General features: G+C 63.7%; 8 protein-coding genes. 5 read left to right on the top strand and 3 right to left on the bottom strand.

Features of this window, described 5'->3' with window-relative positions; all coding sequences use genetic code 11:
• Nucleotides 1-91 precede the first annotated feature (91 nt).
• From gspE to HX823_RS30800, 4 genes are all read left to right on the top strand, one after another.
• Entirely contained in the window at nucleotides 92-1,510 is a 1,419-nt protein-coding gene (gene gspE, locus HX823_RS30815) for a type II secretion system ATPase GspE (RefSeq protein WP_177078394.1), read from the top strand.
• The gene (gene gspF / locus HX823_RS30810) at nucleotides 1,510-2,721 is read left to right on the top strand and encodes a type II secretion system inner membrane protein GspF (RefSeq protein WP_177078392.1); all 1,212 of its coding nucleotides are present in this window, start codon (nucleotides 1,510-1,512) and stop codon (nucleotides 2,719-2,721) included. Before gspE ends, gspF begins: the two co-directional genes overlap by 1 nt.
• 315 nt (nucleotides 2,722-3,036) lie before the next feature.
• Complete coding sequence (locus HX823_RS30805; RefSeq protein ID WP_038849508.1) at nucleotides 3,037-4,224, top strand: substrate-binding domain-containing protein; 1,188 nt, start codon at nucleotides 3,037-3,039, stop codon at nucleotides 4,222-4,224.
• 204 nt (nucleotides 4,225-4,428) lie between these two features.
• A complete protein-coding gene (locus HX823_RS30800; protein WP_177078391.1) occupies nucleotides 4,429-16,671 on the top strand; it encodes a filamentous hemagglutinin family protein in 12,243 nt (4,080 codons plus the stop codon).
• Nucleotides 16,672-16,740: 69 nt separating this feature from the next.
• Here the strand turns inward: HX823_RS30800 and HX823_RS30795 are convergent, their stop codons facing one another.
• The 3 genes from HX823_RS30795 to HX823_RS30785 form a co-directional block, all read right to left on the bottom strand.
• On the bottom strand, nucleotides 16,741-18,327 hold the full coding sequence (locus tag HX823_RS30795) for a hypothetical protein (RefSeq protein ID WP_177078389.1): 1,587 nt from the start codon (nucleotides 18,325-18,327) through the stop codon (nucleotides 16,741-16,743).
• A 67-nt stretch (nucleotides 18,328-18,394) separates the two neighbouring features.
• Nucleotides 18,395-20,128 (bottom strand): hypothetical protein, encoded by a 1,734-nt coding sequence (locus HX823_RS30790; RefSeq protein WP_177078387.1) that lies wholly within the window; start codon nucleotides 20,126-20,128, stop codon nucleotides 18,395-18,397.
• Nucleotides 20,125-21,918, bottom strand: a complete 1,794-nt coding sequence (locus tag HX823_RS30785) for a tyrosinase family protein (RefSeq protein ID WP_177078385.1) — start codon at nucleotides 21,916-21,918, stop codon at nucleotides 20,125-20,127. The genes HX823_RS30790 and HX823_RS30785 overlap by 4 nt, the downstream gene beginning before the upstream one ends.
• Nucleotides 21,919-22,076: 158 nt before the next feature.
• On the opposite strand from HX823_RS30785, the gene HX823_RS30780 reads away from it, so the two are divergent.
• Nucleotides 22,077-22,541, top strand: a complete 465-nt coding sequence (locus tag HX823_RS30780; RefSeq protein WP_177078383.1) for an Lrp/AsnC family transcriptional regulator — start codon at nucleotides 22,077-22,079, stop codon at nucleotides 22,539-22,541.
• The last annotated feature ends 117 nt before the right edge of the window (nucleotides 22,542-22,658 follow it).

Raw genomic sequence — 22,658 nt, 5'->3', positions numbered from 1 at the left:
GCTTTTCCAAAGTGACCCGCTGTAAGAGCGGAACCAATAGCCGCCGTTACCCAAAAAACGGATATGTACACCCGCAAAAAGGCACACCACTATGAGCCTGCTCCCGTACGCCTGGGCCAAATCCCAACGCATCCTCCTGCGCCCCACCGAAGCCGGCCACCTGCTAACCGTGTGCCCCTCAACCCCCGGCTGGTCCATCAGCGAAGTCCACCGCCAATTCGGCCAATCCACCCTCGAACACGTGCGCGACGACGAACTCGACGGCCTGCTCACCAGCGCCTACGCCGACACCGGCAGCGCCGCCGCCGTAGTGGGCGCCGCCGAAAACGAAGTCGACCTCGACCGCCTCATGCAAGACATGCCCGAAATCACCGACCTGCTCGACACCCAGGACGGTGCCCCGGTGATCCGCATGATCAACGCCTTGCTCACCCAAGCTGCCCGCGACGAAGCCAGCGACATCCACATCGAGCCCTACGAAACCCACTCCGTGGTGCGCTACCGCGTCGACGGCACGCTGCGTGACGTGGTCTCGCCGCGCAAGGCCCTGCATGGCGCGCTGGTCTCACGGATCAAGATCATGGCCCAACTCGATATCGCCGAAAAACGCCTGCCACAGGACGGCCGTATCGCCCTGCGCGTAGCCGGGCGGCCCATCGACATTCGGGTGTCCACGGTGCCCACCGGCCATGGCGAACGCGTCGTCATGCGCCTGCTGGACAAACAAGCCGGGCGCCTGCAGCTGGAAACCCTGGGCATGGAACCGCAATTGCTGGCACGCCTGGATACCCTGATTCGCCAACCCCACGGCATCGTGCTGGTCACCGGCCCCACCGGCAGTGGCAAGACCACCAGCCTGTACGCCGCCCTGGCTCGGTTGGATGCGAGCACCAGCAACATCCTCACCGTGGAAGACCCGGTGGAATACGACCTGCCGGGCATCAGCCAGATCCAGGTGAACGCCAAGATCGACATGACCTTCGGCCTGGCCCTGCGGGCGATCCTGCGCCAAGACCCGGACATCATCATGATCGGTGAAATCCGTGACCTAGAGACCGCGCAAATCGCCGTGCAGGCCTCGCTCACCGGCCACCTGGTGCTCGCAACCTTACACACCAACGATGCGGTGTCGGCGGTCAACCGGCTGATTGATATGGGCGTCGAACCGTTCCTGTTGGCCTCGTCGTTGCTCGGTGTATTGGCCCAGCGTCTGGTGCGTCGCCTGTGCCCGCACTGCAAGCAGGAAGACCCGGCCGCGCCGGGCACGTGGCGTCCGGTTGGGTGTGCGCAGTGCAACCAGATCGGCTACAGCGGCCGAACCGGTATCCATGAATTGTTTTGCGTCGATGACGATGTGCGCAGCCTGATCCACCAGGGCGCCAACGAGCAGGACCTGCGCCTGGCCGCGCGCCGTGCCGGGATGTTCAGCATGCGTGAAGACGGCGAGCGCTGGGTGCGCAGCGGCGCCACCGCGCCTGAAGAAATCTTGCGTGTGACACGGGACGCCTGATGAATCGCTATCGTTATGAGGCCGCCGATGCCAGCGGCAAAGTCGAGGCCGGGCATGTGGAGGCCGACAGCCAGAGCGGGGCCTTTGCCAATCTGCGTAGCCGGGGTTTGACGGCGTTGCTGGTGCAGATCGAAGGTAATCAACAAACGGCGGCCGGCAGCAACCTGTTCACCGCCAAGCTGTCGGACAACGACCTGGCGTGGGCCACGCGGCAACTGGCGAGCCTGTTGGGCGCGAGCCTGCCGTTGGAAGCCGCCTTGAGTGCCACGGTGGAGCAGGCCGAGAAAAAACACATCGCCCAGACCCTTGCCGCTGTGCGTGCAGATGTGCGTGGGGGCATGCGCTTGGCGGATGCATTGGCGGCGCGGCCACGGGATTTCCCATCGATCTACCGCGCGTTGATTGCAGCGGGGGAGGAGTCCGGCGACCTGGCCCAGGTGATGGAGCGCCTGGCTGACTACATCGAGGAACGCAACAACCTGCGCGGCAAGATCCTCACCGCGTTCATCTACCCCGGCGTGGTGGGGCTGGTGTCCATCGGCATTGTGATTTTCCTGCTGAGCTACGTGGTGCCGCAGGTGGTCAGTGCGTTTTCCCAGGCGCGTCAGGATCTGCCGGGGTTGACCCTGGCGATGCTCAACGCCAGTGACTTTATTCGCGCCTGGGGCTGGCTGTGTTTTGCCGGGATCGTTGGCGGCTTCTGGAGCTGGCGCTTGTATTTGCGCAACCCGGTGGCGCGTTTGAGTTGGCATAGCCGGGTGTTGCGCCTGCCGCTGATCGGGCGTTTTGTGCTGGGCCTGAACACCGCGCGGTTCGCCTCGACCCTGGCGATTCTCGGTGGTGCCGGGGTGCCGCTGTTGCGCGCTCTGGAAGCGGCGAGGCAGACCCTGTCCAATGATCGGCTGAGTCAGTGTGTCAACGACGCCACGGCCAAGGTACGCGAGGGCGTCAACCTGGCCCCGGCGCTGGCGGTGGAGAAGGTGTTCCCGCCGGTGTTGATCCACCTGATCGCCAGCGGCGAGAAAACCGGCTCGCTGCCACCGATGCTGGAGCGTGCGGCGCAGACCCTGTCGCGGGATATCGAGCGCCGCGCCATGGGCATGACCGCGTTGCTGGAGCCGCTGATGATCGTGGTGATGGGCGCCGTGGTGCTGGTGATTGTCATGGCGGTGCTGTTGCCGATCATTGAAATTAATCAACTGGTCACGTAGCTCACCCGACCGACCTCGGGTTCCTCATTGCGTCACATTTTCACACCCAGCGCGGCCTCCAGCCGCGCCTGCTGAAACCTCGCTGTCACCTGCGCCCAAACCGCCCAAAACCATGACCAAAACACCCGAGAATCTTTTTAGAAATCAAGGTGTTCCTCCCGAGGTTTTTTCCCACAGTTGTCATCGGGAACTGCGACTTTCTCTCCATGGTTTTCACCCCCAGCCACCCCCGCAATACGGCTTGGGACCGAAGCCATGGCGTCATGCAAGAGCCATCTACCCCAAACGTACAAACACGACGAAAGGAGATTCTTCATGTTTAAGCGCAACGTTCTCGCGGTATCCATGACCCTCGCTGCACTGTGCTCGGCCCAGGCTGCAATGGCCGACATCAACGGCGGCGGCGCAACTCTGCCACAAGCGCTGTACCAGACATCCGGCGTGTTGACCGCAGGTTTTGCCCCTTACATCGGTGTGGGCAGCGGCAATGGCAAGGCAGCTTTCTTGACCAACGACTACACCAAGTTGAAGGCTGGCGTTTCCAACCTGAACGTGCACTGGGCGGGCAGCGATTCCAAACTGAGCGCCACTGAACTGTCGACCTACGTATCGGCCAAGCAACCAACCTGGGGCAAGCTGATCCAGGTGCCATCGGTGGGTACTTCGGTTGCCATCCCTTTCAACAAAAGCGGTACTGCTGCCGTTGACCTGAGCGTCAACGAGCTGTGCGGTGTGTTCTCCGGTCGTATCGCCGACTGGAGCGGTATCACAGGTTCGGGTCGCAGTGGCGCCATCAAAGTGGTTTACCGCACCGAAAGCAGTGGCACCACCGAGCTGTTCACGCGCTTCCTGAATGCCAAGTGCGCTGAAACCGGCACCTTCAATGTCACCACCACCTTCGGCACCAGCTACACCGGTGGCTTGCCTGCCGGTGCTGTTTCCGCAACTGGCAGCCAAGGCGTGATGACCACCCTGGCCGGTACCGACGGCGGTATCACCTACATGAGCCCTGACTTTGCCGCCCCGACCCTGGCCGGTCTGGATGACGCAACTAAAGTCGCTCGCGTGGGCAAGGACGTAGTCAACGGTGTGGCGGTCCAGGGTGTATCGCCGGCTTCGAGCAACGTATCCGCTGCCATCAACGCTGTTCCATTGCCAGCTGTTGCTGACCGTGGCAACCCTGACGCTTGGGTTCCCGTGTTCGGCAAAGCCAACACCGCAGGTGTGGTGCCTTACCCAACGTCGGGCTACCCAATCCTGGGCTTCACCAACGTGATCTTCAGCCAGTGCTACGCCGATGCCACCCAGACCACCCAAGTGCGTGACTTCTTCACCAAGCACTACGGTTCGTCTGCCAACAACGACGCAGCGATCGAAGCCAACGCTTTCGTGCCACTGCCAAACAACTGGAAAATCGCTATTCGCGGTAGCTTCCTGACCGCTTCCAATGCCCTGAGCATCGGCAACACCAACGTCTGCAACGGCATCGGTCGTCCGCAGTAACCCAAGCGTTCACCGACCGGCAACACCTGATCAGCAACGGCCTGTGCCGTTGCTGATTTTTGCGTTTGTGTCGTTTTGCCCCGCACTAACAGCCTCATGTGAACTTTCCATGACAGAAGTTCAGTCGCGCCCCTCGCCAACCGCCTAACCCTCATACGTGAGCTTGTCTTGCCCCTGGGCTAAAACAAAGAAGGAAGATTCCAGATGGTCCGCTGCAAATCACCGGTAAACCTGAAAGCCCAAGCGACTGTCCTGCGCCTCAAGCCGTTGGCCCATGCCATTGCGCTGTTGATGGTGGCGGGTAATGCCCAGGCGGCCACAGCGTTCAGTTCCGGCTGGTTTGCCGACAAGGGCGCGTCCCAGGCGGCCACGGCGGCGCGCACTGGCGCGGGCCAGGTGCCGGGGATTCCCTCATTGAACCAGCAGGCGCGGGTCAAGCAGCAGTTGTCGCGCTCCATCAGCACCTTGAACACCAGCGTCGCGGCGATCGCGGCCCAGCAGGCCGCACAAGCGGCGGGGCGCCAGGCGGCATTCGGCCAGGTCTCTAACGTTCCCGATGGCCTGGGCAAGGGCGGCTTGCAGGTGGACAACGGCCTGACCCAGGGCTGGACCAACGCCAAGGGCCCGACCCAGAGCCAGTCCGGTGGCAAGACCACGGTGACCATCGAGCAGACCGCCGACAAGGCAATCCTCAACTGGGAAACGTTCAACGTCGGGCGCAACACCACCGTGGATTTCCAGCAGCAGGCCAGTTGGGCGGTGCTCAACCGCGTCAACGATCCCAATGCGCGCCCCAGTGAGATCCAGGGCCAGATCAACGGCGCCGGTACGGTGATGATCATGAACCGCAACGGCGTGGTGTTCAGCGGCACCAGCCAGGTCAACGTGCGTAACTTGGTGGCGGCGGCAGCGACCATCACCGACGATCAGTTCACCCAGCGCGGCCTCTACGTCGATGCCAACGGCACCCAGCCGACCTTCACCGATGCGGCAGGCAAGGTCGAAGTGCAGCGCGGAGCATTGATCCAGACCCACAATCCGGCCACCTCCACCGACGCCGGCGGCTATGCCTTGCTGCTCGGTACCGAAGTGGAAAACGCCGGCACTATCATCACCGCCAAGGGCCAGACCACCCTGGCCGCCGGTGACAGCTTCTACATTCGCAAGGGCGTCGGCACCACCGGCAACGACCGCTCCACCACGCGCGGCAACGAGGTGGCGACCCGTCTCAACGCCGGCAGCAGCGCCGGCAAAGTCACCAACAGTGGTCTGATCATGGCCTCCACCGGCGACATCACCCTGACCGGGCATCAGGTGCAACAAAACGGCGTGGCCCTGGCCAGCACCTCGGTGGACACACGCGGCACGATTCACCTGCTCAACTCCGCCACCGACTCCACCGGCAGCGTAACCCTGGGCGAGGGCAGCACCACCGCGATCCTGTTGGACAGCAGTGGCAGCACCGCGCTCAACGGCCAGAAGGATAACGGCCTGATCAAGCTTGATGGCACGCCTGCGAACCTGATCACTGGCCAGTTCAACAACCTCAGCACCGTGGCCGACCGCAGCGACCAGTCGCGCATCGAGATCGTCAGTGGCGGCACCGTCGATTTCCAGAAAGGCTCGATCACCCTGGCTACCGGTGGCCAGGTGGCGGTCAGCGCCACCGGGCGCAGTCTGGTGCGCGATGGGGCGATGATCGATGTGTCGGGTGCGGTCGGCGTCAAGGTGTCGATGGAATCCAACAACATCAAGATCAACGTGCAGGGCAACGAGCAGCGCGATGCACCGGTCAACCGTGACGGTGGGCAACTGATCAACAACGATGTGTGGGTGGACCTGCGCGAGCTGGTATTTGTACCGGCAGGCACGAATGGCTATGCGACGGACCGCTGGTACACGGCCGGCGGCCTGCTGGAAGTGGGCGGTTACCTCGGCACCCAGGGCCACTCGGTCGGCGAATGGATGGCCCAGGGCGGCACCGTGACGTTCACTGGCAAGGACGTGGTGACCCAGCAGGGTGCGCAGATCAACCTGTCGGGCGGCACTGTGGATGTGCAGGCCGGTTATATCCAGCAGACCTGGCTCAAGGGGCCCAATGGCCAGCTGTATGAACTGTCCAAGGCGCCGGGCGATATCCTTTATTCGGGGTTATACAAAGGCTATGAAGACAACAGCGTACGCTGGGGCCAGACCGAGTATTACTACAACCCGCTGATTGCGCCGCAACGTCGTTATGAGGCCGGTTACACCGTTGGCCGCGACGCCGGCAAGCTGGTCATCGGCACCACCAGCGCGGTGCTGGAAGGGCAAGTGATCAGCGATGTGTTCCAGGGCGACCGCCAGACCCAGGCGCCGAACATCAACCTCGACGGTTACCAGCAATCCAAGAAGGCCATGGCCCAGCGGGCGCAGTTGATCATCGGGCAGTACATTCCGATCTACAACAAGACCACCGGCACCCTGCGCTATGCCCTCAGCGGCACCGCCGACCAGGTGCTGATCGATAGTAATACCCAGAAAATCGCCGACGGCCTGGACCTCACCACCGCCTTGCCGGCGGATCGCCAAGGCAAGATGGTGCTCGACAGCGACCAGCTCAACGGTTACCAGTTGGGTGCGATCAAGGTGGGCGCCAAGCAGCAGATCACGGTGAATGGCGCGCTCAAGGTGGCAGACGGCGGCGACATCACCTTGTTCGGACCGGGGGTCGGTATCAACGCCAATCTCACCGCCCGGGGGGGCAGTATCAACGCGGGCAACATCCTCAATCAGGTCAACCTCAACTCGGGCAACACCGTCGGCGATGTGATCCTCGCGGGCAGCGGACGGGTCGATGTGGCGACAGGCGTCAAGCTGGACGCCGCTGGGCGCTGGAACAATCTGGCACTGGAGCCGAGCCTTCGTGAAGGCGTGGCCTATGTGAACGGCGGCAGGGTGTCGCTGCGCAGCACCGGCAACCTGAACCTGGCGTCAGGCAGCGTGGTGGATGCGTCTTCCGGCGCCACGCTCGGGGTGGATGGCAAGCTCATCGGCGGCAAGGGCGGTGACGTGACCTTGGGGGCACTGGGCAGCCTGGGGCTGGAGGGCGAGATTCGTGGTTATGGTGTCAATGGCGGCGGCACCCTGGCGTTGCAGGCCCGCAAGGTACAGATCGGCAACAGCGATGGGGCGCCTGACGCCGGCACCGTGCAACTGGCGCAAGACTTCTTCAACAAGGGCTTCTCGGCCTATGACATCACCGGCAACGAGGGCCTGCTGGTCACTGACGGCACCCAGGTGGATGTCACCACGCCGGTGTATCGCCTTGGCGAGCAGACGTCCGCTGCGCCAACCGGTGGCAACCCTGCCACGGTATTGGAGCGCTGGACCCCTGCGCTGTATCAGGAAGACGCTGCCAAAGGCGTGCTGACCCAGCGCCGTGGCGCGAGCCTGACCCTGACCGCCGGCCGGCAGGAATCCACGGCGGCCGAACTGGCTACCACGGCCCTGACAGTGGGCCGGGGCGCGGTGATCAACGTCGACCCGGGCCAGAGCATCAACCTGCGCAGCGTCGGCCAATTGACCCTGAACGGCACGCTCAATGCCTGGGGCGGCAGCGTCAGTCTGGGTGGCCTGACCGCTGTCGGTTCCGAGGTGGCCAATGCCGCCGGGCATAACCGCTCGATCTGGGTCGGCGACCACGCGGTGATCGATGTGGCAGCCCGTGCGGTCAGTGCCGCGGACAATCGCGGTCGCCTCTACGGCCAGGTCAGCAAGGGTGGCAGGATCAGCCTCGGCGGCGAAATTGACCTGGCCACCGGGATTGCCAAGACCAGCGACCTGTTTGTGGTGGTGCGCGACGGCGCGCGCCTGAACGCTTCCGGTGCTCAGGCAATGCTCGACATTCCGGGCCAGGGCCGGGTGCAGGTGGCCAGCAATGGCGGCAGCATCAGCTTTGCGTCCAACAACGGCCTGTATCTGGATGGCAGCTTTGTCGCCCAGGCCGGCGGTGCCGGTGCGGCGGGCGGCAGTTTGTCGCTGGCACTGGAAACGCCTTACTACCTCAAGGCGGCGGTCACCGACTCGGTGCTCAAGGTGCGTGAACTGGTGCTCAGCCAGTCCCATCAAGCCAGCCCCCTCCCGAATACCCTCGAGTACGGTCATGGCCGCCTCGGTGTGGACCAGGTCACCACCGGCGGCTTTGATAACCTGGCCTTGCTCAGCAATGGCGTGTTGAGCTTCGACGGTGATGTGTCGCTGAACATGGGGCAAAGTCTGCGCCTGTACAGCGGGGCCATGGGCCTTGCCGAAAACGCCGCCGCCAACGCTCGCATCAACCTGTCTGCGCCTTATCTGCTGCTGGCCGGCATCCTTGCGCCGCTTGACCCCAGCAAGGACCAGTACCTGCATCCGGTACTCGCGTCCAACATGTCGCAACGTGCCAGCCAGGCGCTGTTCCAGGCCAGTGGCAACCTGATCGATGTGCGCGGCAATGTGCTGTTTGGCAACAAGAGTGACCTGACGTTGAGCGATGCCAGCAAGCAGGGCATCGATCGCCGTGGGTTCGATGATGTGCAGTTGAGCAGCCAGGGTGACCTGCGGTTCCTGGCCGGTGCCGGGGCGGATGTGATCGCGCAGGGCATCAGTACTCAGTTGATGACCAAAGGCGATATGACGCTGCGCGCCGCGCAGTTGTACCCGGCGACGGAAGTCGGCGCACGGGTGCTGGCCGGTTTTATCGATGCCTTCTCTGGCTTCAAGTACGACCCGACCCGCACCTTGACGATCGCGCGCACGGGGACTGCTGATGCCGCCATGCCGTACTCGGCGTTCGGCCGGCTGCAACTGGGCGGCCCCACGATCAAGCAGGGCGGGGTGGTACGTGCGCCCCTGGGCCTGATCGAAATCGGCAACCTGGGGGCCAGCCGCGTCGAGCTGCTGCCCGGCAGCCTGACATCGGTGAGTGGCAAGGGCCTGGTGCTGCCCTACGGCGGCACCGTGGACGGCCAGGTCTACAAGTACAACGGCAAGACCGTGACATTCCTTGGGCAGGGGGCGTTGCCCAACGCGAACGGCAGCCTGAATGTCGGGATGGTCCTGGGTGGCGAATCGGTGGCGGTGCAGCCTGGCGCTATCGTGGACCTGTCCGGCGGCGGCGAGCTGCTCGGGGCCGGGTTTATTTCCGGGCGCGGCGGTTCTACCGATGCGCGCTACAACCCCTTGGTGCAATTCGGGGCAACCGGCGGTTTTGTGTTGCCGGGGCTGGGCACCAACCCGGTCTATGCGATCGTGCCGGGCGTGCAACCAGGGTATGCCCCGGTGGGGCCGGAGGGCGGGGCGAGCGACCCGTTGATTGGCCAGCAAATCACGATTGGTGCCGGCGTGCCGGGGCTGACAGCGGGCACCTACACTTTGATGCCGTCCACATATGCCCTGATGCCGGGGGCCTTCCGCCTGGAAATCAACGGCTTGGCGGGGCTCGGCAGCGAGGGCACGCCACAGCTGCTGCGCAACGGCTCATGGTCGACTGCGGGGCGCTTGTCCATCGCCAATACCGGCATCGGCAACAGTACGGCGAGCCAGGTGATCCTCACCTCCGCCGACACCTTGCGCCGTTATTCCCAATACAACGAGACCAGTTATGCGCAATTCGCCGTGGCCGATGCAGCCCGGCTTGGGGTGCCGCGTGCGTTGTTGCCGGTGGATGCCAAGACCCTGCAACTTAACCTGAGCCCGGGTGCGGGTGCCAATGCCTTTTCGTTCAAGGGTATCGGTCGCTTCGAGGCCGCCGACGGCGGCTACGGTGGCACCGTGGCGTTGACCAATGGCAACAAGAGCACGGGCAAGGACATTGAGATTGTCGCGGCAGGCAAGGGCGCGACCACGGGTTTCAGCGGCATCAGCGTCGAGGCCGACAGCCTCAACGCGCTCGGCGCGGCGCGTCTGTTGATCGGTGGCCTGACGGTAGTGACCTACGGTCAGGGCGGCAACTACATCAACCTGGCCAACGGTGCCTTGAGCAACATCAACCTGCGCGAAGGCGCGAACCTGGCGGCGCCGGAAGTGTTGCTGGTGTCTTCTACCGGCAAGATAACCGTCGAACAGGGGGCCTCGATCAACACCATTGGTCGCGGCAACGCCAGTTATGACGCACGTGACGGCTTTGTCTACAACATGCCCAATATGCTGGCGGTGTCCAACGGCCTGCTCAACGTGGTCGCAGCAACGCCGATGGCGGGTGTGACCAGCGGCGGGATCGAGCTGGGGGCTTGCACCAGCGCGCCGTGCAGCGGCCAGACCGCTCTGTACTCCGAAGGCACGCTCGTGGCCTTGACCGACAGCACCCTGCAGATGGGGGCGGACGTGCGTTATGGCACCCGCCACCTGAACCTGGGCGTATCCAGCATCAACGTCGGTAGCCCCGAAGCCCTGGCTGCTGCCGCTGCCGGCAATCGCCTGCCGGTGGGCATGACCCTCACCCAGCAAGTCCTGGAGCGCCTGCTGCGGGGTGACACTCAATTTGGCGCGCCGGCCCTGGAAACCCTGCAGCTGTCGGCACGCGACAGCTTCAACTTCTATGGCACCACGACCCTGGACACTTACGATTCGGCGACCGGCAAGTCGATGCTGAGCAACCTGATGCTGTCCACGCCGGCCATTTATGGTTCGGGCGGCGCCAACGATGTGGCCACCATCCACACCGCCAACCTGATCTGGCAGGGGGCCGAGACACCGCCTGTGGCGGCAGTGACCGACGGTGCCGGCAGCGGCAGTGGGCGCCTGGATATCCATGCCGAGCGCATCGAGTTCGGCTATGGGGATTTTGCCCAGCCAAGCACCACCCAGTCCTTGGGCCGCCTGGCCCTGGGCTTTGCCAACGTCAACCTGAACGCCAGCCAGCGCATCACCGCCAACCATAAAGGCAGCCTCTCGGTGTACCAGCGTCAGGGCGCGTATGACGCGGTCAAGGGCTTTGCCTACAGTGGCGGCAACCTGAATATCCTCACACCTTTGATGACCGGTGAAGCCGGCTCAGTCAACCGGATCACTGCCGGTGGCGCCATTGATGTGAGCGCCTCGGCGGGTCCGGTGGGCGAGGCGAAAGGCATTGGCGGCGAGTTGTCTTTGCAGGGCGACAGCATCCGCCTGGCCAGCGCGGTGGTATTGCCCAGCGGCAAGCTCACCCTGGGCGCCCGTGGCGATGTGGTGTTGACTGACGCAGCATTGATCGATGTGGCCGGCCGGGCCATTGCGTTCAACGATCTGACTAAATACAGCGCTGGCGGCGAGGTCCTGCTGGAAAGCCGTGCGGGCAACGTGCTGCAGGCGGCCGGTTCGACCATCGACCTGTCGGCGCAGCACAACCAGGCGGGTCGGCTGCGGGCGGTGGCCCTAGAGGGCGCGGCGGGCACCGTCGACCTGGCGGGCAGGATCGTCGCCGGCAGCAGCGGCGAATACGATGCCGGGGGTACGTGGGTGCCGTACCTGGCGGGCGCGGTGGAGGTCCAGGCCCAGCGGCTGGGCACAAGCGGCACATTGAATGAACAGTTCGCCGCCCTCAACCAACGCCTCAATCAAGGCCAGGTGTATGGCTCGCGCAGCTTTCAGCTCAAGCAAGGCGATCTGATCATCGGCAGCGATGTGAAGGCCAACAGCGTCAACGTTTCGGTCGACAATGGCAGCCTGCGTGTTACCGGCCTGGTAGACGCCAGCGGCGAACGCGTCGGCAGCATCAACCTGGCCGCCAGGAACGGCCTGGTCCTGGACGGTACGGCGGTGCTCGATGCCCATGGCACGCAAGTGCGCGTGGACAGTTATGGCAAGGTCATCGACGCGCCGAACCGCGCCACCGTTGTGCTCGGCTCAGGCCAGGGCCAGTTGACCCTGGCCGATGGCGTGCGCATCGACTTGCGCCATGGCACGGGGGCAGTGGCCGGTAATGACGGGCGCAGCCGCGGCACCCTGGAGCTCAATGCGCCGCGTCTGGGCAGCAATGACATTGCCATCGATGCCAGTGGGCGCCTGACCATCACCGGTGCGCGCTCCATCGCGCTCAATGGCATGGTCACCTACGACGATGCCCCGACCAAGACCGATGCCACCCCGAACGGACGTCCGTACCAGGCGATCGACCAAGCCTACCTCGACGGCAAGCACGCACTGAGCACGACGTTCATCAATGCCGCGCTCGGCAATACCAACCTGCTGCAGAACAAACTGGCAGGCCTGAATAACGCCACCTACGGCGATGTTTTCCACCTGCGGCCTAGTGTGGAGATCATCAGCAAGACGCCCGACGGCGACCTGGTGGTACAGGGCGACCTGGACCTGTCCGGCTATCGCTACGCCAGCCTCAAGTCGACCCAGCTCACCGAGGCCGGCAGCCTGACCTTGCGCGCCGGTGGCGACCTGAATATCTACGGCAGCATCAACGACGGCTTCGCGCCGCCGCCCGAAACCGACGATGACAATGGCTGGGTCCTGCGTGCAGGTATCGACTACACCGGCGGCACGGTGGTGGTGCCGGGCAGTGGCGTGACCCTGGCGGATGGCACGCTGTTTCCAGGCGGCGTGACGCTCAATTTCGATGTGTCGACGCAGCCGCTGTTCCTTCCTGCCGGCACGCGGTTGCCCGTCGCGGCAACGCTCAGCCAACCCTTGGTGCTGCCTGCCGGTACGGTATTGGCGGCCGCCGTTCGGGACGCATCGGGCAATGTGCTGTTCGCCGCAGGCACGTTGCTGACTCAGAGCCAGACCCTCGTCGCCGGCAGCACACTGGACGCTGGCACCTTGCTGAGCAGCTCGGCCAACGTCAAGGGGCTGATCTGGCCCAAGGGGGTGCCTTTGGCCACCAGCATCAAGCTGGCGGGCAGCCAAGTCTTGCCCCGTGGCGCACTGTTGCCGTCGGGTACCGATGTCAAGCTGCCGGGCGGTGCAGACTCGGTACAGCTGCGTGTCGCCGACGCCGGGCGCCAGGGCAAGAACTGGGCGATTGCGCCGATGCTGGAGGAAGGCTCGCAGGCGTGGTCGATTCGGCTGGTGGCCGGCGCGGACACCGGCGCGGCGGACAGTCGCCTGCTGCAACCGCATCCGGTCACGGGCAACCTTCGGTTGGCCGACAGTCACTATGGGATGTACGGGCAGGGTGCGTTGGTCTGGACAGAGCAGGGCTCTTTGGATGTCTATGGCGATAACAGCATGGTGGGCAAGCCCATCGATGTGAATGATGGTTTCGCCTACCCCGGAATTTGTGACGACATGCCGGAATACTGCTCGTCCGAAGGCGATGCCTACACCTTGCTGGCGGGCGGCAGTACGCGATTCAGTGTCATCCGCACCGGCGCTGCGGACCTGGATTTGCTGGCAGCAGGCAACCTGAGCATGGAGTCGTTGTACGGTGTCTACACCGCCGGCAGCTCCTCCACTGCAACCTCGGCTAGCGACCCGTACAACCTCAAGCGCGCCAAGGGCAGCAATGGCAAGGTCCTGGGTAACGCAGGCGGTAACGAAAAGTGGGTCAACGGTGAAACCGGCAGCCTGTACCGCGCCTGGTACCCGGACACGGGCGGTAATGTGCTGGTGAAAGTGGGGGGCAACCTGACAGGCAATATCACCAGCCCTGCGCAGAGTGGCGTGGCGCGTCCTGTGCCTGTCGACCTGGGGCAGGATTCAGCCAATGTCGGCAATTGGTTGTGGCGACAGGGCAATGACCTCGGGGGCAGCCAGGCACAAGCGACCGCCTGGTGGATCAATTTCGGTTCTTACGTCGCCAACGTCCGTTCGGACCAAATGGTCGGTTTTACCGGGTTCGGTACCCTGGGTGGCGGCAACCTCACGGTTGATGTGGGGGGCAATGCGGGGATCATCAGCCCGCTGTCGTCAACCGCCCAGAACGTCAGCCCCCGCAGTCAAGGCCTGGTTCTGGCGGTCGGCGGTACCGGGCGGGTCGCGGCCGATGGCAGCGTGCAACTGACCGGTGGTGGCGACTTGAACCTGCGGGTGGGCGGTGCGCTGAACCCCGCCAGTCAGGTCACTGTCGATCACCTCAATGGCTCGTTGGTGAACCTGCGCGGCCACGTACAGGTGACGGGCGGCAGCCTGGGCAGCCTGACCTTGCGTTACGGCAACCAGCTCAGGGACCAGAGCCCCAGCGAAGTGCGCGCCTACGACCCGCTGCGCTCCACGTCGGCCATGGCAGCGGGCGGCTTGAGCCTGCTGCCAGGGGATTCGACCTTCAGCCTGGCGACCCGGGGCGACCTGGTACTCCAGGATGTCGCCGATCCAGGCCGTGCACCGCAGATGAATGCCTTGGCCTACGCAAAGGAAGGCGTCAACGGGGTAGGGCAGAGCTGGTTCAGCCTGTGGACCGAGCGTACGGCAGTCGATCTGTTCTCCTCCGGCGGCAACCTCACACCACTGACCCAGACGCTGGAAACCGATATGGCGGCGGTCTACCCCGCCACATTGCGTGCGGTCGCCGCCAGCGGCAGCCTGTACTACGGGCGTGCGTCAACGAGTAACCCGAATGTACCGCAGCCGCTGCAGGCGCTGGTGCTGGCACCGTCGGCCAACGGGCAACTGGAACTGCTGGCGGGCGATTCGATCTACGGCGGCGACTTGACCATCAGCCGTTCCAGCGCCGCCCCTCAAAGCCTGGCGACGATCCACCATCCTGCTTTCCTGGGCTTCATCAACAGTTTGCCGGTCGCAGGCAGTGGCAATCTTTCCAGTGATGGCAACATCGCACGCCTGGGGCTTCATCCGCTGTTCGCGTTTGGCCCTGACACCGCCAGCATGGCGTGGGGCGACGCCTTGGAGCCGGCCCGTTTCTACGCACTGCGCGGTGACCTGCTGGGGGTCAACAGTGGGCGAGCGCTCACGATTTACGGGGCAAATGACCCACGATTCGGACAGACCTACTACGAAGGTGCAGGCCCGGTATGGATGCTCGCCGGACGCGATATCGTCAGCAGCGGTACCCGCTTGAACGGTGCCCTTGGGGGGGACGTGAGCACCGGTCAATACACGTTCACCGGCAACCTGTTCGTGCACACCGGCGCAACCGATATCTCCATTGCCAGTGCCGGGCGCGACATCCTTTATAGCAGTTTCAACGTTGCGGGCCCCGGCACCCTTGAGCTGACGGCCGGGCGCAATATCCAGATGGATGACCAGGTGGGTGTGAACAGTCTGGGCGCCGTGGCGGCCGGCGACAACCGAGCGGGTGCAAGTATTGTCCTGCAAGCCGGCGTCGGCCCCAATGGGCCGGACTACCGCCGGTTTGTCGAGGCTTACCTGAACCCCGCCAACCTGGCGCAGCCGGGTGAGTCGATCCAGGGTAGCAAGGTCGCCAAGACCTACGAGAGAGAGTTGCTCGCCTGGCTGGTCGAGCGCTTCGGTTTTACCGGAGACACCGAACAGGCCCGTACTTACTACGCGGCACTTCCCGCCGAGCAACAACGGGTGTTCGCCCGTGACGTGTACTTCGCCGAGCTCAAGGCCGCCGGCCGTGAGTACAACACCGATGGCAGCGTGCGCCAGGGAAGTTACCTGCGTGGCCGCGAGGCGATTGCAGCGCTGTTCCCGGACAAGGACGTGGCCGGCAACCCGGTCACCTACAAAGGCGACATCACGATGTTCGGCGGCGCGGGCGTGCACACCAACTTCGGTGGCTCGATCCAGATGCTCACCCCAGGCGGCAGCCAGACGTTCGGCATCGAAGGTACGGCGCCGCCGTCGACAGCGGGTGTGATCACCCAGGGCGCGGGGGACATCCAGCTGTATTCCATGGGCAGCATCCTGCTTGGCCAGAGCCGCATCATGACCACTTTCGGCGGTTCGATCATGGGCTGGACCGCCGAGGGCGACATCAACGCCGGTCGCGGCTCCAAGACCACCGTGGTCTACACGCCGCCCAAGCGTGTCTATGACAACTGGGGCAACGTCGGCCTGTCGCCGTCGGTGCCGAGCACCGGTGCGGGGATTGCCACGCTCAACCCGATTCCGGAAGTGCCAGCCGGGGACATCGACCTGATCGCGCCGTTGGGCACCATCGATGCGGGCGAGGCGGGCATTCGTGTGTCGGGCAACGTCAACATTGCCGCCTTGCGTGTGGTGAACGCGGCGAACATCCAGACTCAGGGCAAGTCGTCCGGGGTGCCGGTGTCTGCGGCGGTCAACACAAACGCCATGAGTTCGGCCAGCGCGGCCGGGGCAGCGGCGTCCCAGGCGGCGGAAGACGCGGCGCGCAGCCAGCAGGCAGCGGCCAAGCAGGGCCGGCCGTCGATCATGACGGTTGAGGTGTTGAGCCTGGGCAGCGAGCCGTTGCCACAGGAGCCTGCACCGGCGCAGAAAACCTCTGGCTACAACCCCAACAGCCCAGTGCAGGTACTGGGCGCGGGGCCGTTGAGTGAACAGGCGCGGGCGCGGCTGACGGATGAGGAGCGTAAGCAGATCAGCCTGTAAGACTTTGGAAAGAACCTCTCGTTGTACTGTTCGGGGCGATCACTGATCGCCCCCTTTTTTTTGCCTCGGCTACGGGTTGTCCTTGAGGGTCTTGAACGCCTCGATGCGTTTGATCAGGCGCGTATTCTTCGCCGAGTCGGCATTGCCAAACAGGAACGAGAAATCCGACGCCAGCTTGGATCCGCCGGCAATCGCCGCGTACTGATGGCAGTCGTTGCAGTTGTCGCTCTGCACATAGGTTTCCATCGTGGTATTGGCGACGACGACACTCTGGTCGCTGACAAACGGCCCATAGGACAGCGGCACCTTCACGTTGGGCCCAGGGCCTGGATCGTTGGGCGCGTTGGGCGTCTTGGACCACAGCACATTCACCAGTTTGTAGTACTGGAACACCGACTGGCCCTGGGTCTTCTGCGCGAAAGTCTGCTGCACCGCCGTGTTCAGCGCTTGCAGGTCTTGGGGCGTGGCATTGGCCCGCGTGGCCTGCACCGGCTGATCAAGGGGCGTGCAGTTGGGCGGCGTGTGGGTGGCATCGCACTGCACCCGTGCGACGTTGGGCGTGCACGCGTCACCGGTGCAGGCCGGGTTGTTGAAGCTGTAGCCGCCGGGCGGGGTGGCGCCGCCGTCGGGCACGTTGTCGACCTGCTCGAAGGTGGTCCAGATGAAGTTCGGCTGGGTCTGGGTCTTGTTGATGATGTGCAGGCCCACCAGGCCCACCACTTCCTGGGTGCATTGCAGCGTATCCGGGCGTTGCAGCCAGGCAACGGTGGTCAGGTAACGCCCATACAGCTCGGGTTTGTTGGTGAGTACGCGCCAGGCCGCCTTGAGTTCCAGGGCGCCGAGTTCTTCCTGGGGCAGCGCCTGGGCCGGCAGCTCGCGCACCAGTTTGCCGGCGGGCAATGACAGGCCGGCCGGGTGCCGGTTGTCGCTGTTCTGCGCCACGATCAGTTGGTTGGCGGCGTCGTACAGCCCGTTGTCGACGATGTAGTCGAACTCGGCCTTGCCGACCTTGCGCTCGAAAAACACCAGGTTGCCCGACTGGTCCGTGAGCCAGCCGCCGGAAGCCTCCATGATCGAATCCGGCAAGGTCACCTGGGTACCGCTGGACAAGTGGAAGCGGTGCTTGCGGTTGATCGCGCTTTCGGAGGTGGCCGTAATGAATTTACGCGCGCCCGTGGAAAACGCCTTGAGGTTGCCGGTGGCGGTGCAATTGGACGGCACCCGGGTTTCCACGCCCCAGCCGGAGGGCTTGGGCGCCCCGGGCAGGAAGATCTCGCTGGCATCCTTGTAGCTGGCCCACACCGGGGCAGTGCTCATGGGCTGGCCAGGCGTTGGCGGCACGCCGAACTGGGCCGCGGTGCTTTGCGTGTCCGGCTCACCGGCCAGGCTCGGGTTGGCTGGCCAGCCGGGGTTGACCGGCCAGTTCATGGCGATGAACAGTTGCCAGCCAAAACAGTTGAGAAAGTCCTGCTCGGTGCCAAAGTTGTTCACCGGCAGGAAACCGCCGCTGGTGGGGTCGAACACCAGTTGGCTGACGCAGCTCTGGGCATCTGACGCCGCGCTGACCGGTGCGGGTGCGAAGGGGAGAAGGGCGCAGGTTATCCAGCACCACACATTCAAGCGTGCCCGGCGCAGCGGGCGAAGCCATCCGTTCATGGTCGCATTCCTTGCTCAAGACTCAAGAGGCGGCCGCCCACGCCAGGCATGGGCGGCCGGGAGGCACTCAGGCGACGGGCACCAGCGCCAGGCCGCTTTCCCATGGGTGCTGGGTGGCGCTGGGGTTGGCGGCTTCGCTGGGGTTCAGCGCGCGCACGCTGACCAGCCCCGGCGCCGCGTTGCTGCTGACGGTGACGGTCATGATGTAGCCCTGGGTGCCGCCGCTGTCGGTCTGCCCAGGAATCGCCGAAGCATCCGGCAGGAACTGCGTGACCTGGGCCGTGATGCCTGGGTTGGAGAACTGCACCCGCGCATCCGCCGCCGTGGTGTTCGGGTCGGCGCCTTGCACCACCAGCACGAACTGGCCTGAGCTGCCAGGCGCAAAACTGGCGGGCAAGTCGCTGGGGGATTGGCCGTAGAACAGGTCAATCGGCAGCAACTGCACGGGCCAGGGTTGCGCATCGGTGTTGTTGGCCGCCACGCAATCGCACTCCTTGGGCGTGCCGCTGAGCGGTGCCGGGGTGACGCTCAAGGCCACATTCAGCTCGTTGGCGATCACCCACACGTAGTCAATCGGCGTGCCGTTGATGGTAATGTCATTGATCGAGAACCCCGCGCTGGCCGGCACCTCGAACACCGCCTGCAGGATCTGGTCGGAGTTGTTCGGCCCGGTGCCGGCGGTGCCACGGGTGATGCGCCAGTAGCTGCTCACGTCCTGGCCTTGCGGGCCTTTCCAGGTGCTGAAGGACTTGGGTTGTTGCAGGTACAGGCCGATGGGGTTGGTCAAGGAAATCAGGGCTTTCACGGCTTCCTGGTTGGCGGAATAACCGATATGCGGATCGGAGTTGCGGTAGTTCTGCCCGTACTGGGCGCAGCAGATCAGGCTTTGCTGGTTACGGCTGCTGTTGAGCGGGCGCAAGATAGTCGCCGCCGCTGCCAGGTAGATTTCGGCACTCAAGGTATTGGGGCCGGAGGTCAGGTGCATCGCGCCGCCCGATACGCCGGGAATGCGCACAGTGCCGGAATTCCATTTATTCACGGTGTCGTAGGCGGGCTGGCCGGTGGTGGGGTCAAGCACCGGGTCGCCGGCGTTGCCGGTCGGGCCGTTGGCGGTGTAGCGCAAGTACAGGTCTTCGATCTTCACTTGTGGGTCGACATAGGCTTTGTACAGCCCCAGCACGGCCTGCGGGTCGATGTTCCACATGGTCAGGAAATACGCCGGGTTCTCGCTGGTGAACATGATGCTGCGCATATTGCCGTCGGGATCGCGGGTGATCGACCACTCGCAGTATTCATCCAGCCAGCCCCGTGGGCCCGAGGGTGAAAAGTCGGCGTAGGGGCCGTTCCAGTTGATGGACTTGCACAGCACGCTGGGGATCTGCAGTTGGGTCGCCTTCGGGTCCGGGTACAGCGAGTACAGGGTGTTGTTGAGAGTGATCTGGCCGTGATCGGTCAGCTGCATCACTTGGTCCAGGGTCATGGCCTTGCCACCCAGTTGCGGGACCACGGCGGCGCCCTCGTTGTAGAAAAACGTCCACAGCCGGTTGGGGAAGGGCTGCCAGGTGATGGTCACTGGCGTCTGTGTGCCGTAGCCGCTTTCAATCGGGTTGTAGTAGCCCGAGCGCGGTGCGTCGTTGAGGTTGGACCAGGGGTTGCCGATCACCGACATCTGGGTCCAGCCGGTGACGTTGTTGTTCCAGTCGGTTTCGAAGGTCGGCAACTGGTTTTCCAGGCCTAGCTTGTTGTAGTCCTTGGGGGCTTGTTCGGCCGGGGAGGTGAATTGGGTGAAGGGCGTGCTCATGTTGGTTCTCCAGCATTGGCGGTGGTGGAAGTGGAGCAGCAACCGGTACCCGGAGCGGGCCCGGCAGAGGTTTGGCGTGGGTCGTCCCACACCAGTTGCGCGATAAAGCCAGGCAGGGGCGCGTATGCATCGGGCGTCAATACCTGGCCAGTATCGGGATGGGTCACGATCAGCGATAACTGCGCTGTATCGCTCGGTTTAAGGTTCAGCACCTGGGCGTTGCGCGCGGCATTCAGTGCGCGGCAGACGCCCTGGGTGATGCAGCGGCCCTTGTCGTCCACCAGGCCCATGCCGATGCGGCTGAAGCGTCCGACGTAATGCGGGTTGTCGGTATTCGCGTGTTGCGCCGTGGCGTCCGGTTGGTTGAGGAAAACGTCGATCAGGTAAGTGTCGTGGGTGCAGCGCACGTGATCGAACACCACCCAGGGGCCGGTGATGGCAGCCTGTTTTTGATGGCAGCACGCAGCCTTGGCTGCGCCGAACTGCGGGGCTACCGGGGTGCCGTAGTCGTAGCCGATGTGCCGGCTGTCCTGGGCCATGTCGCCGAGGCTGGTGTAGCGCCAGGCGTCGGCGCTGGTGAAGCTCACCTCAGCCGCCTGATGGCCAGCGAAGGGTTGCAACAGGCATTGGGTGGTGTACTGCGCCGCCGGGTTGGCGCGGATCCAGACTTCCAGCATGCGGTCGATATTGGCGTGGTAGGAGCAGAACACCGGGTCGAACGCGGTGTAGGCGTTGTCGGCCATGTCACCACCGATCCAGCCGTGATAGTTGTCGTGGGGCTGCTCGTAGAGCCCGTCGAAATTCAGCGCGCGGTTGGGATACAGGTCATTCGGTTGCGGCGGGTCGAAGCTGGTGATGTTGGCCCAGGGGTAACCCGGCACCCCTTGGGGCTGGCTGAACGTGGTGAACGTGAGCGCATCGACCACCTGCTGCTGGAAGATCCGGCTCATGCCATACAGTTGGGTGCGCTCGAAACGAAAGGCCTCGCCCTGGGTATAGAACAGCGGGTTGCGCTGCACGTACAGGCAATCCACGTCCCCGACCGGCGCGGTGGCGCACACCTTGGAACAGCCGTCCTTGGCCGCCGCATACCGCAACGGGTTGCGCCGCACTTCGCCGGTCTGCGGGTGCACATAGGTTTCATCAAGGAACGCCTGGGGCAGGCCGGCCTGGGGGCTCCCGTCGATACTGGCGTCGGCGGCCATCCAGTCCCAGTAAGGGATCGCGCAGTCGATCAACGCTTCGAGGTACAGCAGATAGGCGCGATGCCACAGGGCGAAGGCTTCCTGGTAATGCAGGCACCAGTTGGTATGGATGTAGGCGTAACGCTGCCAGGGCGAACCGCTGTCGGGGTCACCGATGCGCATCACATCATCCAGCTTGGCGCGGTACAGGTTCAGTTCGTCGGCGCTCAGCGAGCGGATGTCCTGGCGTACGCGCTTGACCGGGTGCGGCAGCGCTGGTGGCGGGATGCGCTCGGCCAGGTCGAAGGGCGAGATACTGTCCAGCCGCCAACCCTGGTTGACCCACAGGCGGAAGGTTTCCAGGGCATCGATGGGCCAGAACTGCTGTTGGTCGGTGGTCAGCGGCATGTTGCGCGAGGCGAGGTGCTGGTAGATGGTTTGCGACCAGGTCTTGACCGACGCCGGGTCTTCCAGGAACACATCGTAGGCATTCATGCAGCCGATCCAGGTGGCCGCAACGGCGGCGCGCTGGCTGGCGGGTATCCAGTAGGGTGCGCTGAAAAGTCCCTGGATATCAGCGGTCCATGTCGGTTTCGCGACTATCATAAGATCCCTCTCATGCCGCCTTGAGGCCAGGTGTTGGCCGGGCTGCTAAGCTGAATCGATGTTAACTAGCCACTGCGCAGGATTTGTGCAAATTGGCCCGTCATTGCGACGGATTCATTGCAATTTTCAAGGACGATTTGGAACCGATGACAGACGCCATGGATTTGAAGATCCTGGGCAAGTTGCAAAAGGATTGCGACCAGAGCCTGGAGTTGTTGAGCGACAGTGTGGGGCTGTCTTCCACCAGTTGTTACCGGCGGATTCGCCGGATGGAGAGCGTGGGGATTATCAAGGCGAAAGTGGCGGTCTTGGATGAGCGCAAGCTGGGAATCCAGGTGACGGCGTTTTTTCTGATCAAGTTGGATAGGGATAGCAATGATATTGATCGCAGGATGCAGCACATACTTTCTAGTCATCCGGAGATTCAGGACTGCTACTTGATGACGGGGGAGTTTGATTTTGTGATGGTGGCGAAGTTTCGGGATGCTGCGGAGTACACCGAGTATATCTATCGGTTTTTGGAGACTTATCGGGATATTCCGATTCGGACTTATTCTTCTACGTTGGTGGTTCGGACGGTTAAGAAGTCTTATGAGTTGCCGTTGCAGGGGGTTGGGTTTTGATCTGGGGGGTGAGTACATATCCGTTATTTGAGTGATGGCCACTATTGGTTCCGCTCTTACAGCGGGTCACTTTTGAAAAGCGCAAAAGTAACCAAAACGCTCTTGCCCCAACACTCG

The sequence above is a fragment of the Pseudomonas sp. P7759 genome (assembly GCF_013386445.1).
Classification (GTDB): domain Bacteria; phylum Pseudomonadota; class Gammaproteobacteria; order Pseudomonadales; family Pseudomonadaceae; genus Aquipseudomonas; species Aquipseudomonas azotoformans_A.
The sequence above is the reverse complement of the archived record's forward strand: the minus strand, read 5'-3'. Positions and strand labels throughout refer to the sequence as shown.